Annotated in this window: 19 protein-coding genes; 10 read left to right on the top strand and 9 right to left on the bottom strand. The window is 62.9% G+C overall.

What is annotated here, in order from left to right:
- Positions 1–8: 8 nt before the first annotated feature.
- From D5400_RS19710 to D5400_RS19700, 3 genes are all read right to left on the bottom strand, one after another.
- Positions 9–1,097, bottom strand: a complete 1,089-nt coding sequence (locus tag D5400_RS19710; RefSeq protein WP_126011963.1) for a nickel/cobalt transporter — start codon at positions 1,095–1,097, stop codon at positions 9–11.
- A complete protein-coding gene (locus D5400_RS19705; RefSeq protein ID WP_126011961.1) occupies positions 1,091–1,750 on the bottom strand; it encodes a DUF1007 family protein in 660 nt (219 codons plus the stop codon). The genes D5400_RS19710 and D5400_RS19705 overlap by 7 nt, the downstream gene beginning before the upstream one ends.
- A gap of 102 nt (positions 1,751–1,852) precedes the next feature.
- Positions 1,853–2,752: a LysR family transcriptional regulator gene (locus D5400_RS19700; protein WP_126011959.1), complete on the bottom strand. Its 900-nt coding sequence runs from the start codon at positions 2,750–2,752 to the stop codon at positions 1,853–1,855.
- A gap of 563 nt (positions 2,753–3,315) precedes the next feature.
- Between D5400_RS19700 and odc2 the strand changes: the two genes are divergently transcribed.
- Together odc2 and D5400_RS19690 are read left to right on the top strand one after the other, a co-directional pair.
- Positions 3,316–4,449: an ornithine/lysine decarboxylase gene (gene odc2, locus D5400_RS19695; protein ID WP_126011957.1), complete on the top strand. Its 1,134-nt coding sequence runs from the start codon at positions 3,316–3,318 to the stop codon at positions 4,447–4,449.
- 109 nt (positions 4,450–4,558) lie between these two features.
- A complete protein-coding gene (locus D5400_RS19690) occupies positions 4,559–5,134 on the top strand; it encodes a GNAT family N-acetyltransferase (RefSeq protein ID WP_126011955.1) in 576 nt (191 codons plus the stop codon).
- 66 nt (positions 5,135–5,200) lie between these two features.
- Here the strand turns inward: D5400_RS19690 and D5400_RS19685 are convergent, their stop codons facing one another.
- From D5400_RS19685 to D5400_RS19670, 4 genes are all read right to left on the bottom strand, one after another.
- The gene (locus D5400_RS19685; RefSeq protein WP_126011953.1) at positions 5,201–6,661 is read right to left on the bottom strand and encodes a UdgX family uracil-DNA binding protein; all 1,461 of its coding nucleotides are present in this window, start codon (positions 6,659–6,661) and stop codon (positions 5,201–5,203) included.
- Between the two features lie 2 nt (positions 6,662–6,663).
- On the bottom strand, positions 6,664–7,899 hold the full coding sequence (locus D5400_RS19680; RefSeq protein ID WP_126011951.1) for a putative DNA modification/repair radical SAM protein: 1,236 nt from the start codon (positions 7,897–7,899) through the stop codon (positions 6,664–6,666).
- Between the two features lie 244 nt (positions 7,900–8,143).
- Positions 8,144–9,118, bottom strand: coding sequence for a WD40 repeat domain-containing protein (locus D5400_RS19675; RefSeq protein ID WP_126011949.1), 975 nt, complete (start codon positions 9,116–9,118; stop codon positions 8,144–8,146).
- Between the two features lie 4 nt (positions 9,119–9,122).
- Positions 9,123–10,250 (bottom strand): CobW family GTP-binding protein, encoded by a 1,128-nt coding sequence (locus tag D5400_RS19670; protein ID WP_126011947.1) that lies wholly within the window; start codon positions 10,248–10,250, stop codon positions 9,123–9,125.
- A gap of 147 nt (positions 10,251–10,397) precedes the next feature.
- On the opposite strand from D5400_RS19670, the gene D5400_RS19665 reads away from it, so the two are divergent.
- Positions 10,398–11,603: an FAD-binding domain-containing protein gene (locus D5400_RS19665; protein WP_126011945.1), complete on the top strand. Its 1,206-nt coding sequence runs from the start codon at positions 10,398–10,400 to the stop codon at positions 11,601–11,603.
- Between the two features lie 3 nt (positions 11,604–11,606).
- Here the strand turns inward: D5400_RS19665 and D5400_RS19660 are convergent, their stop codons facing one another.
- Positions 11,607–12,449 (bottom strand): creatininase family protein, encoded by an 843-nt coding sequence (locus tag D5400_RS19660; protein WP_126011943.1) that lies wholly within the window; start codon positions 12,447–12,449, stop codon positions 11,607–11,609.
- 114 nt (positions 12,450–12,563) lie between these two features.
- On the opposite strand from D5400_RS19660, the gene D5400_RS19655 reads away from it, so the two are divergent.
- The 3 genes from D5400_RS19655 (at position 12,564) to D5400_RS19645 (ending at position 15,168) form a co-directional block, all read left to right on the top strand.
- Positions 12,564–13,055: a MarR family winged helix-turn-helix transcriptional regulator gene (locus D5400_RS19655; RefSeq protein ID WP_126011941.1), complete on the top strand. Its 492-nt coding sequence runs from the start codon at positions 12,564–12,566 to the stop codon at positions 13,053–13,055.
- A gap of 87 nt (positions 13,056–13,142) precedes the next feature.
- Positions 13,143–14,162, top strand: a complete 1,020-nt coding sequence (locus D5400_RS19650) for a LacI family DNA-binding transcriptional regulator (protein WP_126011939.1) — start codon at positions 13,143–13,145, stop codon at positions 14,160–14,162.
- A 25-nt stretch (positions 14,163–14,187) separates the two neighbouring features.
- Entirely contained in the window at positions 14,188–15,168 is a 981-nt protein-coding gene (locus tag D5400_RS19645) for a 2-hydroxyacid dehydrogenase (protein ID WP_164527968.1), read from the top strand.
- Here D5400_RS19645 and D5400_RS19640 read toward each other — a convergent pair.
- Positions 15,165–15,935, bottom strand: coding sequence for a gamma-glutamyl-gamma-aminobutyrate hydrolase family protein (locus D5400_RS19640; protein WP_126013633.1), 771 nt, complete (start codon positions 15,933–15,935; stop codon positions 15,165–15,167). The two genes, D5400_RS19645 and D5400_RS19640, sit on opposite strands and share 4 nt — an antisense overlap.
- Before the next feature lie 146 nt (positions 15,936–16,081).
- Between D5400_RS19640 and D5400_RS19635 the strand changes: the two genes are divergently transcribed.
- The 4 genes from D5400_RS19635 (at position 16,082) to D5400_RS19620 (ending at position 24,086) form a co-directional block, all read left to right on the top strand.
- On the top strand, positions 16,082–17,167 hold the full coding sequence (locus D5400_RS19635) for a TRAP transporter substrate-binding protein (RefSeq protein WP_126011937.1): 1,086 nt from the start codon (positions 16,082–16,084) through the stop codon (positions 17,165–17,167).
- The gene (locus tag D5400_RS19630) at positions 17,167–17,967 is read left to right on the top strand and encodes an SDR family NAD(P)-dependent oxidoreductase (RefSeq protein WP_126011935.1); all 801 of its coding nucleotides are present in this window, start codon (positions 17,167–17,169) and stop codon (positions 17,965–17,967) included. Before D5400_RS19635 ends, D5400_RS19630 begins: the two co-directional genes overlap by 1 nt.
- Positions 17,968–18,144: 177 nt before the next feature.
- Positions 18,145–21,615 carry an indolepyruvate ferredoxin oxidoreductase family protein gene (locus D5400_RS19625; protein WP_126011933.1) on the top strand — a complete coding sequence of 1,157 codons (3,471 nt, stop codon included), beginning with the start codon at positions 18,145–18,147 and terminating at the stop codon, positions 21,613–21,615.
- 113 nt (positions 21,616–21,728) lie between these two features.
- Positions 21,729–24,086: a putative bifunctional diguanylate cyclase/phosphodiesterase gene (locus D5400_RS19620; protein ID WP_126011931.1), complete on the top strand. Its 2,358-nt coding sequence runs from the start codon at positions 21,729–21,731 to the stop codon at positions 24,084–24,086.

Raw genomic sequence — 24,086 nt, 5'->3', positions numbered from 1 at the left:
GGACGAAATCAGGCGGCAAGTGCGGCCGTGAGCAACAGCGCGCCGATGACGAATACGCAGAGCGCGCCGAAAATCTCGATGCCGTTCGTCACCCGCACGGCGCTGCCGCTGCCGGAATAGCGGATCGCGACGTCTTTCGCGCCGACCGCGAGGCACGCAAGCACCGAAACGGTGATGGCGGTTCCGATCGACATGGCGAAGACCGAGAGAATGCCGCCGAGATAGAGGCCGTTTAGAAGCGCAAACGTCAGGACGATCAGAGCGCCGGAGCAGGGCCGCAGACCGACGGCCAGCACGGCGGACCAGGCCTCGCGCGTGGAAAGGCGCTCCTTTGCAAGCAGGGCCGGATCGGGCGCATGGGAATGACCGCAGACCGAGCACGCGTCGCCGACGGCATGTGCATGATCCTGATAATGGCTATGCGAACCGTGATCATGATGGTGATGACCATGATGATGGTCGTGATGCCCATGATCATGGTGATGATGGTCATGCTGGTGATGGCCTTGGGCGGGCGCAACCGCTGCGGCCGACAGCGTCGCCGGGCGTCGGCGGGCGGGGGCAAGCTTGCGGTAGAGCAGCCACGCGCCGAAGGCAGTGATGACGGCAAAGCTTGCGATTTCGAGACTGCGGGTCGCGTCCGTCATGGAAATCGCCGTGCCGCGCAGCACGAGATAGGTGAGTCCCACCACCAGAACCGCCATGACGCCCTGAAGCAGAGCCGACGCGAAGGACAGGAAGATGCCGCGACGCAGCGCAACCTCGTTGGCGACCATGTAAGCGGAAATGACCGCCTTGCCGTGCCCCGGTCCGGCCGCGTGGAAGACGCCATAGGCAAACGACAGGCCGATCAGGCCGGAGAGCTTCCACGGATCTTCCCGCATGTCGCGCAGCGCGCTCGTTAGCGAGCGATAGAAATCCTGCTGCAGCGCGTTGATCCAGCCGAAGAAGCCGCTCATGAAACCGCCGGTGTTGATCGATGGTTCGGCTGTGCCGATACCGAGCGGCGATTGCGCGAGCGCCGGCGCGATCAACAGGCCTGCGGCGATGCAGGCGAGGCACACCGGCAAGACAAATCTGGTCGAGACCTTCAGCATGTCACCTCCAGCCGGGTCGCGAAGAGCTGCGAGATGTCGTAGCCCTCGGGATCGTTGAAGAAGGCTTCCGTCAGGCTGCCCTGCATTTCGGCAAGCACCTGATCGGGATCGGGCCGCACCACTGCGCTCTCGCATCCGCCGGCATTGCCCATGACGACCATGTCGCCGTCATTCACGAAGTCGATCGCGGCATACATGGTCGGATCGTAGACGCCGAAGGTCAGCTTGCCATCGAGCGGTGCGTCATCCTTGGGTTTGACCGCGAAGAACATCAGAAGCTGGCCGTTCTCGAAATTGGCGAAGATGCGATCGGGCGCCTGGACGCCGAGATCGACGCCGTTTCGGTGAATGGCGGTGTAATAGTCGAAATCGCCCAGCGACTGCTTCACGGTTTCGCCGATCGCCTCCAACTCCTCCTGCTCGAGTTCGAGGTTGGAGTTCGCATCGAATTCCAGCATCACGGTGGAGGAAAAGAACTCGTCGAAACGCCACACATGGCGAAGCTCTTCCACCTTGCCATCGTCGCCGAGCATCACCTCGAGCCGTGCTTCGGCGAAGATATGAGGATGAGCGCCGGCAGACGTCGGCAGGGCCAGCAGGCAGATCCCGGCGAACGCCAGGCGCGCCAATCCGCTTTTCCGCGTCGTTTTCATCGATGCCCCTGACACTGTCCCGAATCCCGATAGCCACCGCTTGCCTTGAAAAGGCGGCTGAAATTCGACCGTGGCACCGCAAGCTTTCGCGAAACAGGCCTCTCAGCCCTGATGCAGCTTCCTGAACCATGCGGTCTGATGGTCGACGAAGGCGCGAACTTTGGCAGGCAGATAGCGGCGGTGGGGATAGATCGCGTAGATGCCGCGATCGTCGATGCCGTTTTCCTCAAAGAGCGAGACGAGTTCGCCGCTGTCGAGCGCGGACTTCGCCACGAAGTCCGGCAGCATCGTCACGCCAAGCCCGCCGATCGCAGCGCGCATGGCCATCATCGGGCTGTTGACCTCCATGCGAACATTCACGTTGACCGTGAACTGGCTGCCATCGGCGCGCTGGAACCGCCAGTTGCTGAGCGAGCGACCATTGGTGTCGAGAATGCAGGGCAGGCGCGCGAGATCGGTCGGGTCGTTCAGCGGCCCGTGATCCTTGATGAACGCCGGCGAGGCGCAAACGAGGATGCGGAAGGGCCCGAGCTTTCGGGCGATCAGGCCCGAATCCTCAAGCCGTGTGATGCGGATCGCGATGTCGAAGCCTTCCTCCACCAGATCGACGAATCGGTCATCGGCGACGACATCGAGCGTCAGGTCGGGGTGATCGACGGCGAAATCAACGAGGGATGCACCGATATCCGCGTCGGCGAAGGTGCGAGGGGCCGAAATCCGCAGTCGGCCTTTCAGATCGCTGTTGTTCTCGCGAACCAGGTCCGCGAGGCTGTCGATTTCCTTCAGGATTTCAGACGCGCTCTTGTAATAGGTGTGACCCGCCTCGGTGAGAGAGAATTGCCGCGTCGTGCGGTTCAAGAGAAGGGCGCCGAGCTCGTCTTCCAGCTCTCGGACATATTTTGAAAGCAGCGCCTTAGACCGGCCGATCTTGCGCGATGCTGCTGAAAAGCCCTCTGCCTCGACCACGTCTATGAAGGCTCGAATGCGCGTCAATGTATCCAATGTAAGGAGGTCCTTGCTTTAGTTCAGCCGCATATGTTGTCGGATACCGCGATCGCAAGGGGCAGAACGGCATTCTGGGGCCGAATGACGCTTACGTGTTCGACGCGACCCCATGCAAAAACCTCTTGATTGTGACAGCGCGACTCACTATTTCCGGTGCTGCCCAAAGTCGCACGTGCCTGTGGGTGTCCGCCGAACCCTCGAATGGTGAGGAAATTCGGTAAGGTACCTGGAACTAACCCCTCCAGTCGCTTCTCCGGCCAACCGGAAAGAGCGAGGACATCTTGAAGCAACGACGGTGCGGGCCTTTCTGGTGTCTGCCGGCTGTCCAAATGCCGGGGTTACTGAAGAGGCACACCCTCATTGCCGAAAGTGCGGTTGGGACACCCCCATCCAATCCAAGGCAGACAAAGTCCGAATCATCGCCCGGGCGGGCGCTGGTTCAGCCATTGCGTCGCAAGTCTTGCGGAACTGCGGTCCTCCATCGGCCGTCGTCCTTCGGGCTGGCGTCGTCCTTTGTCATCCGGTTTTTCAAGCCGGGCATGGAAATGGGAGCGACCCCGATGACCACTGACCGTATCCGCGATTTCCTCGCAACCCGACGTCCCGAAGGCCCTTGCCTCGTCGTCGATCTCGACATCGTGCGCGACAATTACCGCGCCTTCGAGAAGGCGTTGCCTGACAGCTCCATCTATTATGCCGTCAAGGCCAACCCTGCGCCCGAAATCCTGAAGCTTCTCGCTTCCATGGGCTCCAACTTCGATTGCGCCTCCGTGGCCGAAATCGAAATGGCCCTGGATGCTGGTGCAACCGCACGCCGCATCTCCTTCGGCAACACGATCAAGAAGGAGCGCGACGTGGCGCGTGCTCATGCGCTTGGCGTCAACCTCTTTGCCGTCGATAGCCATGAGGAAGTCGAGAAGGTCGCCCGTGCCGCCCCCGGCGCACGCGTGTTCTGCCGCGTCCTGACCGATGGCGAAGGTGCCGAATGGCCGCTGTCGCGCAAGTTCGGCTGCGTGCCGCAAATGGCTGTCGACGTGCTCGTCTACGCCCACCAGCTCGGCCTCGTCTCCTATGGCGTCTCGTTCCATGTCGGTTCGCAGATGACCAAGCTCGACGCCTGGGATGCAGCATTGTCCGACGCGCGCCGTGTCTTCGAAAAGCTCGCCCAGCAGGGCATCGAGCTCAAGATGGTCAATATGGGTGGCGGTTTCCCAACCAAGTACCTGAAGGACGTGCCGACGGCAGAAGCCTACGGCCAGGCGATCTTTGGTGCGCTGCGCAAGCATTTCGGCAACAACCTGCCGGAGACGATCATCGAGCCGGGCCGCGGCATGGTCGGCAGTGCCGGCGTGATCAAGGCTGAAGTCGTGCTCGTTTCCAAGAAGGCCGACACCGATCAGCTGCGCTGGGTCTTCCTCGACATCGGCAAGTTCGGCGGTCTCGCCGAGACGATGGATGAGGCGATCCGCTACCCGATCCGCACGGCCCGCGACGCGGACGACATGGAAAACTGCGTGATCGCCGGCCCGACCTGCGATAGCGCCGACGTGCTCTATGAAAAGGCGCCTTATCCGCTGCCCGTCTCTCTGACGATCGGCGACGAGGTTCTGATCGAAGGCACCGGCGCCTACACGACGACCTACGCGTCCGTGGCCTTCAACGGCTTCGAACCGCTCCGATCCTACGTCATCTGACCGCCGGGGGCTGGGTTTAAGCCCTCGACAGGTCTGCCACTGGCTGCAGCGCCCACCGCAGGGTGGATGCGCAGTCGCGTGCTCTCCATTCGTCCCGAAAGTCATGCCCATGACCACGCTGTTCCACCAGATCGACACCGCCAAAGCCGGCCTCGCCGCTGAGGATCTGATCACCATCCGCGCGGAAGCTGCATATGAAATCGACGAGCGCAATGCGTTGCTTGCGCGCGCCATGGCGCCCGACTGGCGCACGAAGACGTCGGAGAAGCTGCGCCACGGCCGCCTGCCGGCCGCCGGCCTCGCATTCGTCGCCAAGAACCGTGCGGGCCACATCCTCGGCACGGTGCGGCTTTGGGACATCTATGCCGGCATCGACCGGGAAGGGCGCGCCGTGCCGGCGCTTCTGCTCGGCCCGCTCGCTGTCGATCCATCGGCCAAGGCAGCCGGCATCGGTACGGGCCTGATGTTGCGCGCGATCGAAAAGGCGCGGCGCTATGGCCATGGCGCGATTTTACTCGTTGGCGACGCACCCTATTACGAGCGCTTTGGCTTCACGGGCGAAAAGACGGCGACGCTGATGCTGCCTGGCCCGTTCGAGCGCGACCGCTTTCTCGCGCTGGAGCTCAAGCCCGGTCATCTGGACGGTGCTGCAGGCTTTGTCAGCGCTTCCGGCAGCAAGGCCTGACAAGATTTTCCAATCGATAATGCGTTGGGCCGCTCCATCCCGGAGCGGCCCTTTCGTTTTGGCGCCTCAGGCCGCGTTCATCAGGTCCCGCACGGCGGCAAGATCCTCCGCAAAGAGGCGGCGCTCGCGGGCAGCGGTCTCCTTATCCGGAATGCGCAGCAGGAAGGACGGGTGCACGGTGACGAACACGCGCAGCCCGCTCTCGGTCGTCACGATCTGCCGCCGGTTCTTCGTTACCGGCAACGTCTTGCCGGACAAGGCGGTGAGCGCTGTTGCGCCAAGCGCCACGGTAAGCTTCGGCTGGATCAGCGTCAGTTCCTGGTCGAGCCACCAGCGGCAGGCCTGCACTTCTCCGGAATTGGGCTTGGAGTGGATGCGCCGTTTGCCGCGCGGCTCGAACTTGAAGTGCTTCACCGCATTCGTGACATAGACGCGCTGACGATCGATTCCGACCTCTTCCAGCGTAGCGTTGAACATCTGTCCGGCTGGCCCGACGAAGGGTTTTCCCGCCAGATCCTCCTGGTCGCCCGGCTGCTCGCCGACAAAGACGACATCCGCATCGCGTGGCCCTTCGCCAAAGACGGTCTGCGTCGCATCCTTCCAGAGAGGGCAACGTCGGCAGCCCTCGGCCTGTTTCTCCAGCGCATCGAGCGTTTCGGCGATCTCTTCCTCGGCCATGCCGCCCATCTTCTTCGGCTCCCAATACTGTTCCTGGATGCGGGCGTGGTGGGGCGCGGAAAGGGAGGGCGCGCGCGCGATCATCTCTTCCGCGGCCTTGCCGGCGCCGGCGATCATGCCTGGAATGAGCGGCGCCTCGGGCAGGTTCCGCCAGTATTTCTTCGGCATCTCGGCCTGCATGGCCTTCACCTTCAACCGGGCGGGATTGAAGATCGACGTGAAATAGGTGCGCCAGAGATCCTCGGCCGCATCGTCCGCCGGTGCATCCTCCTTGCTGGCGCCCGGCATCACCGTGATGTCCGCACCGTCCCAGGAGATCGAACGCCAAGGCGTCAGGATCGTCCATTTCATGCCGGTGAACCGCGCGCGAAAGAAGCCCGCTTCACGCTCAGCGATATAATGCTCCGGCTCGAACCAGGCGACGAACCATTCTTCGCCCGCCACATCGATCTTCCGGAATCGCACGAAGGCATGCATCTTGTGGGCATCGCGCCGGATCGATTTTTCCATCCGTTCGAGCCGCTGGATGTCCGGGTCGGATGCGATGCGGAGCAGGTTTTTCTCGCGCGAAACCCGCAGGAGCAGCCGGTACATGAAGGAGAAGCGATCCGGATCGCGGTGATGGATCACCTGTTCGAGCCGCTTGACCACCTCGCGCGGCACGGTGAATTCCGCACCGGCCGGCGGTTCCGGCAGAAGCGATGACGCATCCTCGAAAAGGTCTTCCGCCGTCTGCCCAACCACGCTGAACCGGACGTCGCCCGGCTCGACGCCGGCCAGCGCCAGCTGCCGGGCCGCGTGGCGCCACCCGTCGAAATCTGTCTGATCGGCGAGGGTGACGGCGTACATCGCTAGAACAATGACAACTGCGCCGGTTGCGGCGTCATGCGCGCTTTGAGCGAAGGATTATCCGTCAGCCCGCCCGGTTGCCAATCGAGCGCGGTGATGAACGGCCGCACCTTGTTGACCGACTGGCAAAGCCGGCCGACATCCTCGAGCCTGAGCGTCCGGTAGCGCCGCACCTGCAGGATCTTCGCCACGGCCTTGGTGCCGAGCCCCGGCACGCGCAGCAGCGATTCCCGATCGCCCCGGTTGACATCGACTGGAAAACGCTGGCGATTGGCGAGCGCCCAGGCAAGCTTGGGGTCGACGGCGAGATCGAGCATCCCGTCGCTCTGGCCCGCCAGGATCTCGTTCTGCTCGAAGCCATAGAAGCGCATCAGCCAGTCGGCCTGGTACAGCCGATGCTCGCGCATCAGCGGCGGCTGGATAAGCGGCAGCGACGATTTCGCATCCGGTATCGGGCTGAAGGCGGAGTAGTAGACGCGCTTCAGATGATAGCTCGAATAGAGCCGGGCGCTGGTTTTCAGGATCGTGTCGTCATTGGCGGGATCGGCGCCGATAATCATCTGCGTCGACTGCCCGCCCGGCGCGAAGCGTTCTTTTCTCTTGGTGCGCAGCGTCGGCTCGGATTTCTCCTCGATCTTCATCCGAAGATTGCCCATCGCCTTCCGGATTTCCGCGGGCCGCTTTTCCGGGGCAAGGCGCGAGACGCCATCATCGGTGGGCAATTCGACATTGATCGAGAGCCGGTCGGCGAACCGGCCCGCTTCCTCGAGCAGCAGCGGGTCGCAGTCGGGGATGGTCTTGAGGTGGATATAGCCGGCAAAGCGATGCGTGACGCGCAACTGCCGCGCGACTTCCACCAGTTGCCCCATCGTTTCGTCCGGCGATCGAATGATGCCGGAGGAGAGGAAAAGCCCCTCGATGTAGTTCCGCTTGTAGAAATCGAGCGTCAGATCGACGACTTCCTGCACGGTGAAGCGGGCGCGCCGGACATTCGACGACGATCGGTTGATGCAATAGGCGCAATCGTAGATGCAGAAATTCGTCAGCAAGATTTTCAGGAGCGAAATGCATCGCCCGTCCGGCGCATAGGAATGACAAATGCCGGCCCCGGTGGTCGACCCGATGCCACCCGTGCCAAGCGAGTTGCGCTTCGTCGATCCGGAGGACGCACACGAGGCGTCATATTTTGCAGCATCCGAAAGGATCGCCAGTTTTTCCAACGTCGATAGCTGAGCCATGCGTTCATGCTATGTTCGCAGGCGGCCGGCGTCTATGTCTTTTATTGTAAAACTGGGAGTTCATTTGAGAGCCGCCGATCGGTCTTTATCCGAGGGCGAGGGCGCAGCATGATCTCTCGCAGCCCTCATGGTGAGCATGTCGAACCACGAGCGCGTGGCAGGACGGGGCCACATCGTCCTTCGACAGGCTCAGGATGAGGTGGAGTTGGCGTCGAGTGCGGAGCCGCCGCACCCGATGCTGCGCTCAAGCAGTGATATCCACCACGCCGCAATCGCCGGCCTCGGAGCCGAAGACGAGCTGGTGACCATCTCGGCTCCAGTCGAGCGAGGAGAGGGCGCCCTTGCCGGGGCGGCGCAAAAGCACTTCCTTGCCGTCTTCCATGCGTGCAGCAAGGATCATGCCGTCATTGAAACCGATGGCGACTACATCCTGTGCCGGGTGGCAGGCGACGATGGTGGCAAGCGCGTCGCCCCGCGTGCCGAGTTCGAGCGGCGGCTTGCCCATCGGGCCATCCTTGCCGACGAAGGGCCACACGATCGCGGCCGGCGCGCCGGATGAGGCAAGCCATTTGCCTTTGAAGCTCCAGGACAGCGACTTCACCTTGGCCGGATAGCCAGACATCCGCATGTCGTGCAGGTCGGACATACGCCAGCCATGCAGCGCCTGTTCCTGCATCGTGGTGACGAGATACTTGCCGTCGGGCGAGAAGGTAATGCCGGTGTGGCTGCCCTTCCATTCAAGTTCCGCGGGCTTGGAATCCATGCCGGCCCAGACGAGGGTCACGCCATTGTAGCGGGCAAGCGCCACCCTCAGGCCCTTCGGCGCGAAGGCTATGCCCTCGACCGTTCGCTCGCAGGCGATCTCCTTGAGCGTTCCGTCTGCCAGCCGCACATAGGCAGTGCGCCCGGAGGAAAAGCCGATCACCCCTTGAGGCCCGGACGCGATCTGGCCAATCCATTTGCGACCGATCTCGGCGAGCGTCTCGATCTCGCCCGTGGCTGAGATGCGGCTTACCTTGCCATCCTCGCCGCCCGTCAGAAGGGTCTTGCCGTCGCCAGACAGACTGGCCACCAGCAGCCCGTCATGCGCTTCCACGGTCTTGTGGCCATGATCGAGTCGATGGACCGTGCCGTCCGCCATGGCGAATGTCGGAATGCCGGAGACGAAGCGCGCGGCGACGCAATACCCGTCAAGGTCGAGAGGAGCGACTGTCGGCATCCGTTCAGCCGGCCTGGCAGGCGAGGAAGGTGCGTTCCAGCTTTTCGCGATCGAGCTCGCGGCCGATGAAGACGATGCGGCTCTCGCGCTTCTCGCCGTCCTTCCAGGCCCGCTGGTGATCGCCTTCGATCAGCATGTGGATGCCCTGGATGACATAGCGGTCCTCGTCGCCCTCGAAGGCGATGATGCCCTTGAGCCGAAGGATGTTCGGTCCATCCATCTGGGTGATCTTCTCGATCCACGGGAAGAACTTCTTCGGGTCCATGGAGCCCGCGCGCAGCGACACCGACTGCACCGTCGCATCGTGGATGTCGGACGCTTCGCCGTGGTGATGATGGTGGTCGTGCCCGTGGTGATCATGGTCATGATGGGTGTGGTCGTGATGATCATGATCGCAGTCCGGCCCGCAAACATGATCGTGGTCGTGATCATGGTCCTTTTGGTCGAGGAAATGCGGGTCGTTCTCCAGCGCCCGCTGCAGATCGAACGCGCCGCGGTTGAGCACCTGGGTCACATCGATCTTGGCCCGTTCGGCGCGATGGATGCGTGCGGAGGGATTGATGGCGCGCACCGTCGCCTCGATCTTGCGCAGTTCGGCTTCGTCGACGAGGTCGGTCTTGTTGAGGATGACGACGTCGGCAAAGGCGATCTGGTCTTCGGCCTCGCGGGAATCCTTGAGCCTCAGCGGCAGGTGCTTGGCGTCGACGAGCGCGACGACGGCGTCGAGCTGCGTCTTGGAACGCACGTCCTCGTCCATGAAGAAGGTCTGGGCGACCGGGGCCGGATCGGCAAGCCCGGTCGTTTCCACGATGATCGCATCGAAGCGGCCGGGGCGGCGCATCAGGCCTTCCACCACACGGATCAGGTCGCCGCGCACCGTGCAGCAGACGCAACCATTGTTCATCTCGTAAATCTCTTCGTCGCTCTCGACGATGAGGTCGTTGTCGATGCCGATCTCGCCGAACTCGTTGACGATAACCGCGTATTTCTGGCCGTGGTTTTCCGACAGGATTCGGTTGAGGAGCGTGGTCTTGCCAGCACCGAGATAGCCCGTCAGCACCGTCACGGGGATCGGCTTGGCGGCAGCGGAGGAGGCAGGGTTCAGGGCGGATTGCGTCTGAGCGTCGCTCATGGCGGGAACCTTTCATTCGTTGACCGGGATATAGGCCTTCCACGCGGGCTCTGCCAAGGGTACCCGGACGGAAGTGCTGCCCCGGCGCCTTTCCTTTCCCGCCTCGCCATCTATCTCCCGCTCGTCTGGACAAGGGAGCGCGACGAGATGGCGGCATTGGTGGCGACGAGAGAAGCAGGATTGCAGCGCCTGGCGGAATTCGTCGATGACGCCGGCGAACGCTACGCCCGCGACCGCAACACCGATTTCGGCGATCCTGCGCGCAATGCCGTTTCGATGCTGTCGCCCTATCTGCGTCACCGCCTTGTCTCGGAAGAGGAGGTCTTGACGGCAGTCCTTGAACGGCATTCTCCGCGCGATGCGGAGAAGTTCATCCAGGAAGTTTACTGGCGCACATACTTCAAGGGTTGGCTGGAGCAGCGCCCGCAGGTCTGGCGCGACTATGAGACGGCGCGCGACCGATCGCTCGCCGCGCTCTCGGCGAATAAGGGGCTTGCCACCGCTTACGATGAGGCCGTTGCGGGCACGACTGGGATGGATGCTTTCGATGCTTTTGCTCTGGAGCTGGTGGAGACCGGCTATCTCCACAACCACTCGCGCATGTGGTTCGCATCGATCTGGATTTTCACACTCCGGCTGCCGTGGGAACTTGGTGCAGACTTCTTCATGCGCCATCTGATGGATGGCGACCCGGCCTCCAACACGCTCTCCTGGCGCTGGGTCGGGGGCCTGCACACCCGCGGCAAGAATTATCTCGCCACGCGCGACAACATTCGCCGTTATACGAATGGGCGTTTCAACTCCAAGGGCCTCAACGAAAACGCACCACCGCTCGATGGGCCAGAACCGCCGCGCCCTTCGAAACTGCCGGTTGGTGAAAATCCTGCGGCCGTTCCAAGCGTTCTTCTGCTCCACGACGACGATTGCCTTGCGCCACCCTTTGACGCGCTATCGGGCGAGATCGTCGATGTGATGGCGCTCGATGCATCCGCGGGACGTTCGCCAGGCGAGAGGGGCAATTTGGCAGCGACATTCACGCGCGAAGCGCTTGTGGATTCCCTCGCTGCTCATAGCGCGGGGGGCGATAATTCGCCCGAGACGGATTCGGAGCGCATCGTCGCCCGCATCGTGCAGTCCGGTGCCCGCCAGGTCGTCGCGCCTCATGCTCCGGTCGGCCCGGTCAACGATGCCCTTAACCGCATCGCGAAAACGCTGCAAAGTCACGAGATCTCGATGGTCCGGCCGATCCGCGCCTATGACCGCGAAGCATGGCCGCATGCGACGAAGGGCTTCTTTGCGATGAAATCGGTCATCCCGGACATGCTGGCCTTGATGGCGAGGCGCAGTGCCTGATCCTTACGTCAGGCGGGCCGCGTCGAAGCGGTGCACGTCGTCCAGAAGCTCGATGAACTGCGCCGCCGCATGGTCGATGATGCGCCGTCCCGCCTCGGCATCGGCGCTCGCAGCATCGCCCACCACGCCTTGGGGATTGAGATCACTCGCCTTCCAGCCGAAGGCATGCGGGCCGTAGGCGCGCAGATGGCGCATGTTTCCGGCCAATTCGCGCTGGAAGGAGGGAAAATTCTCCGCCTTGTCCATCGCTACCGTTTCGGGTTTCAGCGCCAGGATGATCGACGTTTCGATCAGCCCGCCATGGATATCGAAGGGCTTGTCGGCTGGCGAGATCACACCTTCCGGCAGGGGAAACCGCGTCCAACTTGTCGCCACGGCAAGCATGTTGAAGCGCACCCTGGCTTCGGTGGCGATCACTGTCATCAGCGGCGCGTTGCCGCCATGGGCATTCAGCATCACGAATTTGCGAATGCCCGCAGCGTTGAGGTCGGCGGCGATGCCGAGCCATCGCTCGATGGCCTCCTGGTAACCGAGCGTGCGCGTACCCGCCACGTCCATGTGCTCGATCGAATAACCGACCGGCTCCACCGGAAGCATGGTGACGGGAAGATTATCCGGCAGAAGCGCCACAATGCGATGGACAAGCCCGTCCGCGATGATCGTATCCGTCTCGAACGGCAGATGCGGCCCATGCTGTTCATGCGCCCCGAGCGGCAGAACGGCAATCCAGTCGGCACGATCGGCCGGTTCCGTCGCGCGGCCTTCGATGTCACGCAGATCGGCGCTGAGGAAACGCTCGGGAATGGCCCGAGGCGTGTCCCCAGGAGTGGCCGGAGGAATGCCCATTGTCTCGCCTTCGCGCCTTGATAACATAAGCCGGCAAAAGAATGCCTGCTCGCTTGCCCTGCAATAAAGGGCCAAAGGGAGAGGATGCAAGCGGCTGAGGGGAGATCGCTGAAGATGGCGAAGAAGGACAAGCCTGAAAAGGGCAAGAAAAAGCGCGACCAGGAGACAGTGGCCGATGGCACGCTGTCGACCACATTGATGCAGACGGCCCGCGCCATGCGCACCCTGCTTGCCCGCGATCTCGTCGACCACGGTCTCTATGCCGGGCAGGAAATGGTGATCCTGTCGCTGGCGGAAGCCGACGGGAAATCGCCGGGCGTCATCGCTGCCGAACTCGGTGTGCGAGCACCGACCATCACCAAGACGGTCAATCGCTTGATGGCGCAGGGTTTTGTGGAAAAGCGCGACAATGGAAGCGATGGCCGCCGCACAGAAATTTCCTTGACTGCGCGCGGCCAGGAGACGCTGTCCTCGATCAGGCAGGCGACGGCGGGTGTCGAGCAGGCTCTTTTGGCGGGCCTCAGCGGCAAGGAGACCCGCCAGCTGGCAAAGCTTCTGAAGAAGCTGGAGGAAAACATCTCTGAGACGACTGCGCCGCAGGCTTGATCGCCACGCGAGTGCAACGCCATTGTCGCCGCGCGTTCAATCTGTTTATTTAAACACTTTAAATCATGTCACAGGGGTGGAGACCGGTTGGCCCAGAAGATCAAACTCTCGACGATCGCTGAATCGCTGGGCGTATCGACGGCAACCGTCTCGCTTGCCTTGCGCGACAGTCCCCTCGTCGCCGACAGGACGCGCGAGAAGATCAAGGACCAGGCACGCGCGCTCGGCTACATCTACAACCGCCGTGCGGCGAGCCTGCGCACATCGCGCTCCGGGATCATCGGCGTCGTCGTCCACGACATCATGAACCCGTTCTACGCGGAAATTCTGCGCGCCATCGAAAGCGAGCTCGATCGCAACCGTCAGACCTTCATCCTGTCGAACCACTACGACTCGGTCGAAAAGCAGCGCACCTTCCTGGAAACGCTGCTGCAGCTCGGCAGCGATGGCGTGATCATGTCGCCTGCCATCGGCACCCCGCGTGACGATCTGCTGCTTGCGGAAAACAACGGCATGCCGACGATCCTCATTGCGCGCTCGGTGCCGGATATCGACGTGCCGACCTTCCGCGGCGACGATGCCTACGGGATCGCGCTTGCCACGAACCATCTCATCGGCCTCGGTCATCGCGTCATCGCCATGATCGGCGGCACGGACCAGACCTCGACCGGCCGCGACCGCTATCAGGGCTATGTAGATGCGTTGAAGAAGGCCGGCATCGAAGTCGATCCGGCGCTGCGCATCCCCGGTCCGCGTACGAAGCAGGGCGGCTTCGAAGCGGCGGTGAATTTCCTCTCAATGCCGCAAAAACCCACTGCCGCCGTCTGCTGGAACGACCTCGTCGCCATCGGCCTGATGAATGGCATCCAGCGCGCCGGCCTCGTGCCCGGCCGGGATATCTCGGTAACAGGCTACGACGATCTCGAGGAGGCATCCATCGCGACGCCGGCGCTGACGACCGTCTGGAACGGCCAGTCCGAGGTCGGCCGCATGGCGGCGCGCGCACTGCTCGACAAGCTCGCCGGCAGCCATGCCGAAGATTATCTCCACCTGATCAAGCCAGAGATGCGCATCCGGCAATCGACGGCTCCTCTCCACCCACGTTGACATTAGACAAGAAGGAACCTGGTCCATGACACGGTCCGCCCATCGCATTCTCGTGCCCTCGCACATGCTCGATCACCTGAAGGCGCGCGTTTCCGAGCGGTTCGATGTCGTCTATGCCGACAAGCTCGATGGGATCTCGGACGAAGAAGCGGCAAGCCTCGACGGTTTCGCAGGCTGGGGCCGGATCGACCGCAAACTGATCGACCGGATGATGAATTTGAAGATCATCGCTTCCTATGGCGTCGGCTACGACACTATCGATGCCGCCTATGCCGCGGAAAAGGGGATCGTCGTCACCCACACGCCGGACGTGCTGTCCGAAGAGGTGGCCGACGTGACGATCGGGCTCCTCATCAACACGCTGCGCGAACTGCCGCACGCGGAGGCATATCTCCGCGAAGGTCGCTGGGCGAAGGAGGGCGCGTTTCACCTTTCGCCGCTCACGCTGCGCGGCCGCCATGTCGGGATCTATGGCCTCGGCCGTATCGGGCTCGAAATCGCTAAGCGAATGGAAGGCTTCGGGGTCGAAATCAGCTATCACGCCCGCTCGCAGAAGACGGGCGTGCGCTACGGCTACGCCCCGACGTTGAAGGTCCTGGCTGAAGCCGTCGACACGCTGGTGATCGCCGTGCCCGGCGGGCCGGAAACGGAAAAGTCGGTGGATGCGGAGATCCTCAAGGCTCTTGGCGCAAAGGGCGTCGTCATCAATATCGGCCGCGGTTCGGTCATCGACGAGCAAGCGCTGATCGAGGCGCTTCAGAGCGGGACGATCGCCGCCGCCGGCCTCGACGTCTTTGCCCATGAACCGAACGTGCCGGATGCGCTTCTTGCGCTGCCGAACGTTTCGGTGCTGCCGCACATCGCATCGGGCTCGGTCGCGACGCGCAACGCCATGGCCGATCTCGTCGCCGACAATCTCATTGCATGGTTCGACGAGGGCAGGTCGCTGACGCCAGTGCCGGAATGCGCCGACGTCGCTGCCCGCGCGTCAGCGAAAAATGCCTAAGCTGAAACCTTGAGCCGGTGCGCGAAGGAAAGCCGTGAGCGCACCGCCTCGCCGAATGCCCGGAAGATCGCACCAGATGGCTGGTCCGTGCGGAACCAGTATTCCGGATGCCATTGCACGCCCACCGCAAAGGCCTTGGCATCGATGACCGAAACGGCCTCGATCGTGCCGTCGTCGGCCACCGCTTCGACCGTCAGCCGGGGCGCCAGCGCGCTGATTGCCTGTCGGTGCAGCGAATTCACCGAAACCGCGCCGGCACCGACGATGCCGGCCAGGCACGAGCCTTCTTTCACTTGCACCGGGTGGCGCACCGCAAAGGCCTCGTCCGCGATTTCCGTTACCGGCTTGCGGTGGTCCATGCGCTCGGGAAGCGTCTGGATTTCGGTGGCGAGCGTTCCGCCGAGTGCGACGTTGAGCTCCTGAATGCCCCGGCAAATGGCGAGCAGCGGCAGGCCGCGCTCGATGGCACCGTGGATGAGCGCTAGGCTGACCGTGTCGCGCGCCGGATCGAAGGGGCCGTGCTCAGGCGTTTCCTTCTCGCCATAGAGGCTCGGATGAACATTGGTGCGCGAGCCGGTGATCAGAACGCCATCGACGCGATCGAGCACGGCGTCCACATCGATCAGCGCATCGAGCGCGGGCACGATGAGCGGGATCACGCCGGCGCCTTCTGCCGCCGCCGAGATGTACTGGTTCGGCGAAGCATGCCAGTCATAGCCTTCGAAATGGCGGTTATCGGCCGGCACGGCAACGATGGGCTTCATGATGCTGATATGACTCGCTGAAAATTCGGATGATCGACGATTGGCGCGAATTTTTCTTTGGCGCAAGAGCCTTGTCCGGGCAAGCATAACGGGTACAACGAAAGCCACGCGCGCAAGGCCGGTTTGGCCGTTTTGAGTACGGAGAAGACATGGAACGGCGCCGGTTCATCCAGATTGCAGCACTGACGGGCGGCGTGAGCCTGGCCGCGCCCTCGATCGCACAGACTGCGCCGCCGGTGCGCTGGCGCTGTGTGTCCGGGTTCCCGGCAACGCTCGAAACGCTGTTCGGTGCTGCACAGATGCTGGCCGATGCGGTAGCCGAAGCAACGGGCGGTCGTTTCGAAATCACCGTCGAAGAGGCCAGTTCGCCCGCACTCGAACAACTGGATGCGCTTTCGGCCGGCTCGGTCGAGATGCTCCACACCGCGCCCCATTATTTCTCGGAGCGCGATACGGCTTTTGCTTTCGGTTCGGGTCTGCCTTTCGGCCTCAACCAGCGCCTGACTAATGCCTGGCTGCTGGAAGGCGGCGGGCTCGACATCTTCAATGCCTATCTCGGTGGAAGGTCCATCTTGGCGTTTCCGGCCGGCAACACCGGCGCGCAGATGGGCGGCTGGTTCAATCGCGAGATCAATGCGCTGGCGGACCTCGCCGGTATCCGCTTCCGCATCGGTGGTTTCGGGCGTCGCATCGTCCAGGACATCGGCGTCATTCCGCAGGACACACCGCCAGAAGGACTAGTCGCGGCTTTCGAAGCCAATGAGATCGACGCCGCGGAATTTGCCGGTCCCGCCGAGGACACCGTGCTCGGCCTGCCGCGGGTGGCACGCTATCTCTATTATCCGGGATGGTGGGAAGGCGGCGTGGCGTTGATGGCGATGATCAATCTCGATGCTTTCAATGCCTTGCCGGCTGAATACCAAGTCGCTCTTCGCCACGCATCGGCGGTGGTGAACACGCGGATCATGGCCCGCTACGACATCCTCAACCCGCCGGCACTGGCGGCACTCGAGAATGCGGGCACCATCGTCCGGCCCTACAGCAACGACATCATGGACGCCTGCTTCTCGGCCGCCGAACAGGCTTACCGCACCTTTTCGCGCGAGAATGAAGCCTTCGCGGAGCTCTGGGAGAGCTATTCCGCTTATCGCCGCACTGCCTATTCCTGGATGCGCCGATCGGATTACGCGTTCGACACCTACATGATGATCCTCGACCGCGGCGGCCGCCTCTGATGGCCGACATCGACCTTTCAACCGCATCGCGCCTGAAGGCTGCGCAGCTGTTCGATCTCTCCGGCCGCGTCGCGATCGTGACCGGTGGCACGAGCGGGCTCGGGCGCGACATCGCAGCAGCGTTGCTTGCCAATGGCGCTCGCGTTCTCGTTGCAGGTCGTCATGCGGCGGAAGTGGACAGCGCGCCCTGCAGGCTGGGGGCCTGTCAGAGCGTTCTCGAAGTGGCGCGGGCAGACATCACGGACCCGCAAGATGTCACCGCGATGTTTGAGCGATGCGAGGCCCGCTTCGGCCCGGCCACCATCCTCGTCAATGCCGCCGGGATCGGCCTCCGCAAGCCGGCTCTGGAGACGGCAGCGTCGGAATGGGCCGATATCGCCGCCATCAACACGCAGGCTACCTTCGCGGTGAGCCAGGAGGCCGCGCGGCGCATGATCGATGCCGGCACCGGCGGTTCGATCATCGGCCTGTCGAGCTTCCTTGCCGACAAGGCGGTGCGCAACACGGTTGCCTATGCGGCGTCCAAGGCCGCGCTTGAACAGATGACCCGATGCCTGGCCTTGGAATGGGCGCGTCACGGCATCCGGGTGAATGCGATCGCACCCGGCTGGTTTCCAACGCCCATGACGGAGCCTTTCCTCGGCGGCCGTGCAGGTGCCGTGCTGGCGGAAACGAACCCCATGCGGCGGCTCGGGCGGGATACTGATCTCGCCGGTGCAGCGCTCCTTCTCGCTTCGGACGCTGGCAGCTACATCACCGGCACCACGATCACCGTCGATGGTGGCCAGTCGATCAGCTGAGCTTGATTGCGCCATAAGGCAATCAGGCGATGCTTCTTGTCGTTCAAAAGCGTATTGGCGACAGGAAGTTGCACCGCTGCAGCGCACAATCGAAAGCGTTTGACCCCAGGCCTTCTAGCTTCACAATGCAAGACCAAGGCGCGCCGCAGGAGGGCGGCGTGCCGGGGGAGGATTTGAATGACGCTGCATGACGTGTCGCTCGACGACAAATACGACCTGACCAAATCGCGCATTTTCGTCACGGGAACCCAGGCGATCGTTCGGGTTCTTCTGACCCGAAAGGAGCTCGACCGGCGCGCCGGGCTGAACACGGGCGGCTTCGTCTCGGGCTATCGCGGATCGCCGCTCGGAGGGCTCGATCAGCAGCTGTTCGGCGCAAACCGCCTCCTGCAGGCAAACGACATCGTCTTTCAGCCGGGTCTCAACGAAGAGCTAGCCGCCACGGCAATCTGGGGCACGCAGCAGACTGAACTCGATGGGTTCGGCAAGCACAACGGCGTCTTCGCGCTCTGGTATGGCAAGGGTCCGGGCGTCGATCGTTCCGGCGACGTGTTCCGGCATGCCAATCTCGCCGGTTCGTCGCGCCATGGCGGCGTTCTGGCGCTGATGGGCGACGACCACACCGCCGAAAGCTCCACCAATGCGCACCAGACCGAATTCCAGTTCGTCGACACGATGATCCCGATCCTCAATCCCGCCGGCGTGCAGGAGATGATCGACTACGGCGTCATCGGCTACGAACTGTCACGCTTTGCCGGCACATGGACGGCGCTGAAATGCGTGAAGGACAATGTGGAATCCACCGCTTCCGTCGAAGCGGGGCTCGACCGCTTCCAGGTCGTGATCCCAGACTTCGACATGCCGCCCGGTGGCCTCAACATTCGCAGCAATGATCTCGACTTCCTCGGCCAGGAAGAGCGGATGCACCAGTACAAGCGTGCCGCCGCCGCAGCCTTCATCCGCGCCAACCGTCTCAACCGCGTCGTCTTCTCCGGCGGACGGGATGCCAGCCTCGGCATCGTGACGGTCGGCAAATCCTATCTCGATGTGCGCCAGGCGCTTGCCGATCTCGGCATCGACGAGCGGGAGTCGGCGCGGCTCGGCATCCGCCTCATGAAGGTCGCGGCACCCTGGCCCTTCGACCGCGAAGACATCGTCGATTTCGCCCAAGGGCTTAAAACGCTGATCGTGGTGGAAGAGAAGCGCTCGCTCATCGAGAGCCAAATTCGTGAAGCGCTCTATGGAACCGCGCACCAGCCGGTCATCGTCGGCAAAAGGGACGAGCGCGGCGACTGGCTTCTGCCAATAAAAGGCGCGCTCGATCCGAACGACATCGCGATTGCGATCGGTGAGCGCGTGCAGAGTACGATCGGCTTCAACGAGGCGGTTGCAGGGCGGCTGTCGCGGCTCAAACAGAGGCAGGCGATGCTCGCCGAAACCGGCGACGTTGCGGTGCGGCGTCCGCATTTCTGTTCCGGCTGTCCGCACAATTCCTCCACCAAGGTTCCCAAAGGCGCCGTTGCGGCAGCCGGGATCGGCTGCCACTTCATGGCGCTCTGGATGGACCGCGACACGGCAGGCTTCACGCAGATGGGCGGGGAGGGCGCGCAGTGGGTAGGCCAGGCGCCGTTCACGAAGCGCTGCCATATCTTCCAGAATCTGGGGGATGGCACCTACAACCATTCCGGCGTGCTGGCGCTTCGCTTCGCCGTCGCGGCTAAGGCCAACATCACCTACAAGATCCTCTATAACGACGCCGTCGCGATGACCGGCGGCCAGTCGCATGAAGGTGGCCTGAGCGTCGATGCCATCGCGAGGCAAGTGCGCGCCGAAGGCGTCGAGCGCATCGCCGTCGTCACAGACGAGCCCTACAAATACCCGCCATCGGTGAAGTTTCCGGACGGCACCACGATCGATCATCGCGGCGATCTCGATCGCGTGCAGCGGGAACTCGCGGCCCTGCCGGGCGTGACGGTGCTCCTCTATGATCAAACGTGCGCTGCCGAGAAGCGCCGCCGCCGCAAGCGCGGGCTTTATCCCGATCCCGACAAGCGCGTGATCATCAACGAGCTGGTCTGCGAAGGCTGCGGCGATTGCGGCGTCAAGTCCAACTGCGTGTCCGTACAGCCGGTCGAGACGCCCTTCGGGCGCAAGCGGCGGATCGACCAGTCGAACTGCAACAAGGACTTCTCCTGCCTCGACGGCTTCTGCCCGTCCTTCGTCACCGTTCACGGCGCGAAGTTGAAGAAGGCCGAGGGCGGCGCCAAGGCGCTCGGCGATCCGCTGGCCAACGTTCCGGAGCCAAGCACCTTCGCGCTCGATGAGAATGGCTGGGCTGGCATCGTCACGGGTATCGGCGGAACCGGCGTCGTCACCATCGGCGCAATCCTCGGCATGGCAGCCCATCTGGAGGGCAAGGGCTGCGGCATGATCGACATGGCCGGCCTTGCGCAAAAGGGCGGTGCCGTTTTCAGCCATGTCCGCATCGCCCAATCGCCCGAAGCCATCTCGGCAATCCGTGTTTCGGCCGGCAAGGCCGACCTCGTTCTGGGCTGCGATTTAGTCGTGACCGGTTCGCGCAAGGTGCTCGCGGCAATCAGCGAGAACCGGACGCATGTCGTCGCCAACACCGCCGAGGTGATGCCGGGCGATTTCACCCGCGATGCCGACTTCAGCCTGCCGGCGGAGCGGCTGAAGCGAGCGATCAGGCAGGCGGCCGGCGACGCGAAGACCGTTCTGGTCGATGCATCATCGGCTGCGAACGCGCTGTTCGCCAACGGGCTCGCAACCAACATGCTGATGCTGGGCCTCGCCTACCAGCGCGGCGGTATCCCGCTTTCCGCGCACGCACTGGAAAGGGCGATCCAACTGAATGGTCAGGCCGTAGCCATGAACATTGCCGCGTTCCGCTGGGGCAGGGCGCTTGCCCATGATCCCGCGCTGGCTGCACGCCTCAACACGGCCGCGAAACCAGAGACCGAGGATGATCTCGCCTCCGACATTTCGCGGCGGGAACGGTTTCTCGTCGATTATCAAGACCAGGCCTATGCGGCGCGCTTCCGCAAACGGATCGACCAGGTGGCGGCGGCGGAAGCCGCGATCGCGGGCGCGCCCGGCGACGTCACCCGCCAGGCGGCCGCGTCGCTCTTTCGCCTGATGGCGATCAAGGATGAGTATGAAGTCGCCCGTCTTTACACCGATAGAAGCTTCGAGCGGCAACTGGCCGGGCAATTCGCGAGCTTTGAGCGGCTGGAGTTTCATCTGGCGCCGCCGCTGATGCCCGGTCCGAAGTCCGGCGACGGCCATCCTGCCAAGCGCAGCTTCGGACCCTGGATGATGTCGGCGTTCAGGCTCCTTGCCCGGCTTCGCGGGTTGCGTGGTTCGGCCATCGATGTCTTCGGCTGGACGGAAGAACGCAAGCGCGAACGCAAGATGCTTGTCGACTTCGAGGCGGAAATGGACCACGTCGCGACGAAGCTGACCCAGCCGAACCTTGCGGCGGCGGCGGAACTTCTTGCCTGGCCGCAGGCTGTACGTGGCTACGGGCATGTCCGAGAGGAAAGCATCCGAAAGACTGCTCCACGTGCCGCTTCTTTGCGCACAGCTTTCGACAGAAAAGGGGAAGCATTCCCGATTGCCGCGGAGTAGAGATATGTCAGGCCCGCGCAAGGTGTCCTGCGCTATTGCTCGGGGTCATTAGCCCTCAATTCTCGCTGGGATTGCGCAAGCGTTCCTTAAGCCTTGGCTGCTAGAGATTGCGCATGTGGAACGCAGAACGGCCTGAAACGGCAAAGAGCGAAGAGCGGTTGCCCACGGACGTCTATCTCTCGTTCGTGCGTTCGCTATACGGAAATCGCTCGACCACCGTCGCCGGCATAGCAACGCATATCATCGTGTCGCTCGCGATCTATACCAAGGTCGGCGATCCGATGTTCATCGCCTTCGCGGCGATGTTCGCCGCGGTCGGTGCCGGCCGCGTGGCGCTGATGCGCGTCTTCGACACGGTCGATTTCACCGGCGCAGACCACGCTTTCATCTGGAAGTGGGAATTCCGCTACATTGTCGGCACCGCGATCGTGTCGCTCGTGCTCGGCTCGATGGCGGCATACAGCTCGTTTGCGGTACGGGAATATTTCGCCGAAATCGCCTCGATCGCGCTTGGTCTGGCGGCTATGATTTCCGTAGTTGGCCGCAATTACGGCTCGCGCATCACCGTCAACCTGATGTCGCTCCTGCTGTTCGGGCCGATCGCCGTTGGCCTGATCATGACAGGCGATCCCTATCGTGCACTTCTCGCCGTCCTCGTCATCCCGCTGGTCCTAACGACACGGTCCATGGCGAACGGCGTGCGCGACTTCCTCTACCAGACCGTGCTCGGCAAGCGCGCCGTTCTCGTCATGGCCGAACGGCTCGACATGGCGCTCAACAACATGTCCCACGGCCTCGTCATGCTCGACGAGGACCGGCGCATTGTCCTGGCCAACCGCAAGGTCGCGCGCCTTTTCAATCTCAAGGGCCCCGAAGTGGTCCATGACCGCAAGCTGTCGGTGGTCTTTCGTCATGCCGTCCGCAGCGGTGCGATCACGCGGGAACTGTCCAATCAGATCCTGAACAGCATCGACGAACTCTATGACGGCCACCGATCCCGCTGTCTGATCAAGGTTTCCGACGATCTCTATCTCGAATTCTCCGCCCGGCGCCGCTCCGGCGGCGATGGCGTCGTCCTGATCTTCGAAAACGTCACTGCCCGCATCAAGGCCGACGAGAAGATCAACTATCTGGCCCGTTACGACAGCCTCACCGGCCTTCCGAACCGTTACCATTTCGCCGACCTCGTGCGCGACCAGCTTGCCGGCATGGACGGCTCCGACATGGTGGCGCTGGTCGTCATCGACATCGACGATTTCAAGCACGTCAACGACACGCTCGGGCACGTCGCCGGTGATCGCCTGCTGTGCGAACTGTCCTCGCGGCTCAAGCTCGTCGAGCCGCATCGCATCATTTCCTCGCGCTTCGGCGGCGACGAATTCGTCCTCCTGATCCGGGATGCCGATACCGCAACCGATGTTTCGCGGGTCATGGGCGCGATCTTCGATGCGCTGTCGGGTGTCTATATCGTCCAGGGCAACAAGCTGTTTGCCAGCGTCAGCGCCGGTCTCGTGCTGGCACGCCGGTCGGGCTTTGTGCTCGACGAACTGCAGATCAAGGCCGATCTGGCGCTGCATGAATCGAAGAAGCGCGACAAGAACACCTGGACGGTCTTTGCCGAATCCATGGACGAGAAATATCGCCTGCGTCAGATACTCAAGAAGGATCTGAGACTGGCGATCGAGCAGCGCTCGCTGACGCTCGTCTACCAGCCGATGTTCAGCGCCGACGGACTGCGCCTCGCCCGCTGCGAAGCATTGTCGCGCTGGCAGCATCCGACGCTCGGCCCCATCTCGCCGGGCGACTACATCCCGCTCGCCGAAGAAATGGGCATCGTTCCGCTCATCACCGATTTCATGCTGCAGACGGCCTGTCGCGATGCCGCAAGCTGGCCGGGCAATCTTGCCGTCTCGGTCAACCTGTCGGCGCTCGATCTGCGCAACCGCGATATTGTGCGTCTGGTCACCGACGCGCTCGGGTCATCCGGGCTTGCGCCGGAGCGGCTCGAGGTCGAAGTGACCGAAAGCGCCTTCGTGGAGGACGCCGTCGCCGCCCGCGATATCCTCAACGAGCTGCGGATGCTTGGCGTCACCATCGCCATCGATGATTTCGGCACCGGCTATTCGAACCTTTCCTACCTGAACAGCCTGCCGGTCACGAAGGTGAAGATCGATCGATCCTTCGTGCGCGACGTGACGAAGAGCTCGAAGAACTTCAAGCTCCTGAGCGGCATCGTCTATCTCGCCCGCGAGATGGATCTGGAAGTCACCGTCGAAGGTGTCGAGACCGAAGAGCAGTTGCGCATGGTCTGCGCGACTGGCCATGTCGACCTCATCCAAGGCTTCATTTTCGGCAAGCCGCTGCCCAAGAGCAGCATCCGTGAGCTTGCAGCGAAGTCCGTCGCGGATACCAAGCCCGCGTCCACGGTCGTGCCGAAAGGCTCCACCTCGGCATCCCGCATTCGTCGTTGA

The sequence above is a fragment of the Georhizobium profundi genome, assembly GCF_003952725.1.
Taxonomy (GTDB): Bacteria; Pseudomonadota; Alphaproteobacteria; order Rhizobiales; family Rhizobiaceae; genus Georhizobium; species Georhizobium profundi.
Note: the sequence above shows the minus strand (reverse complement) of the source record. Positions and strands in the feature narration are given on the sequence as shown.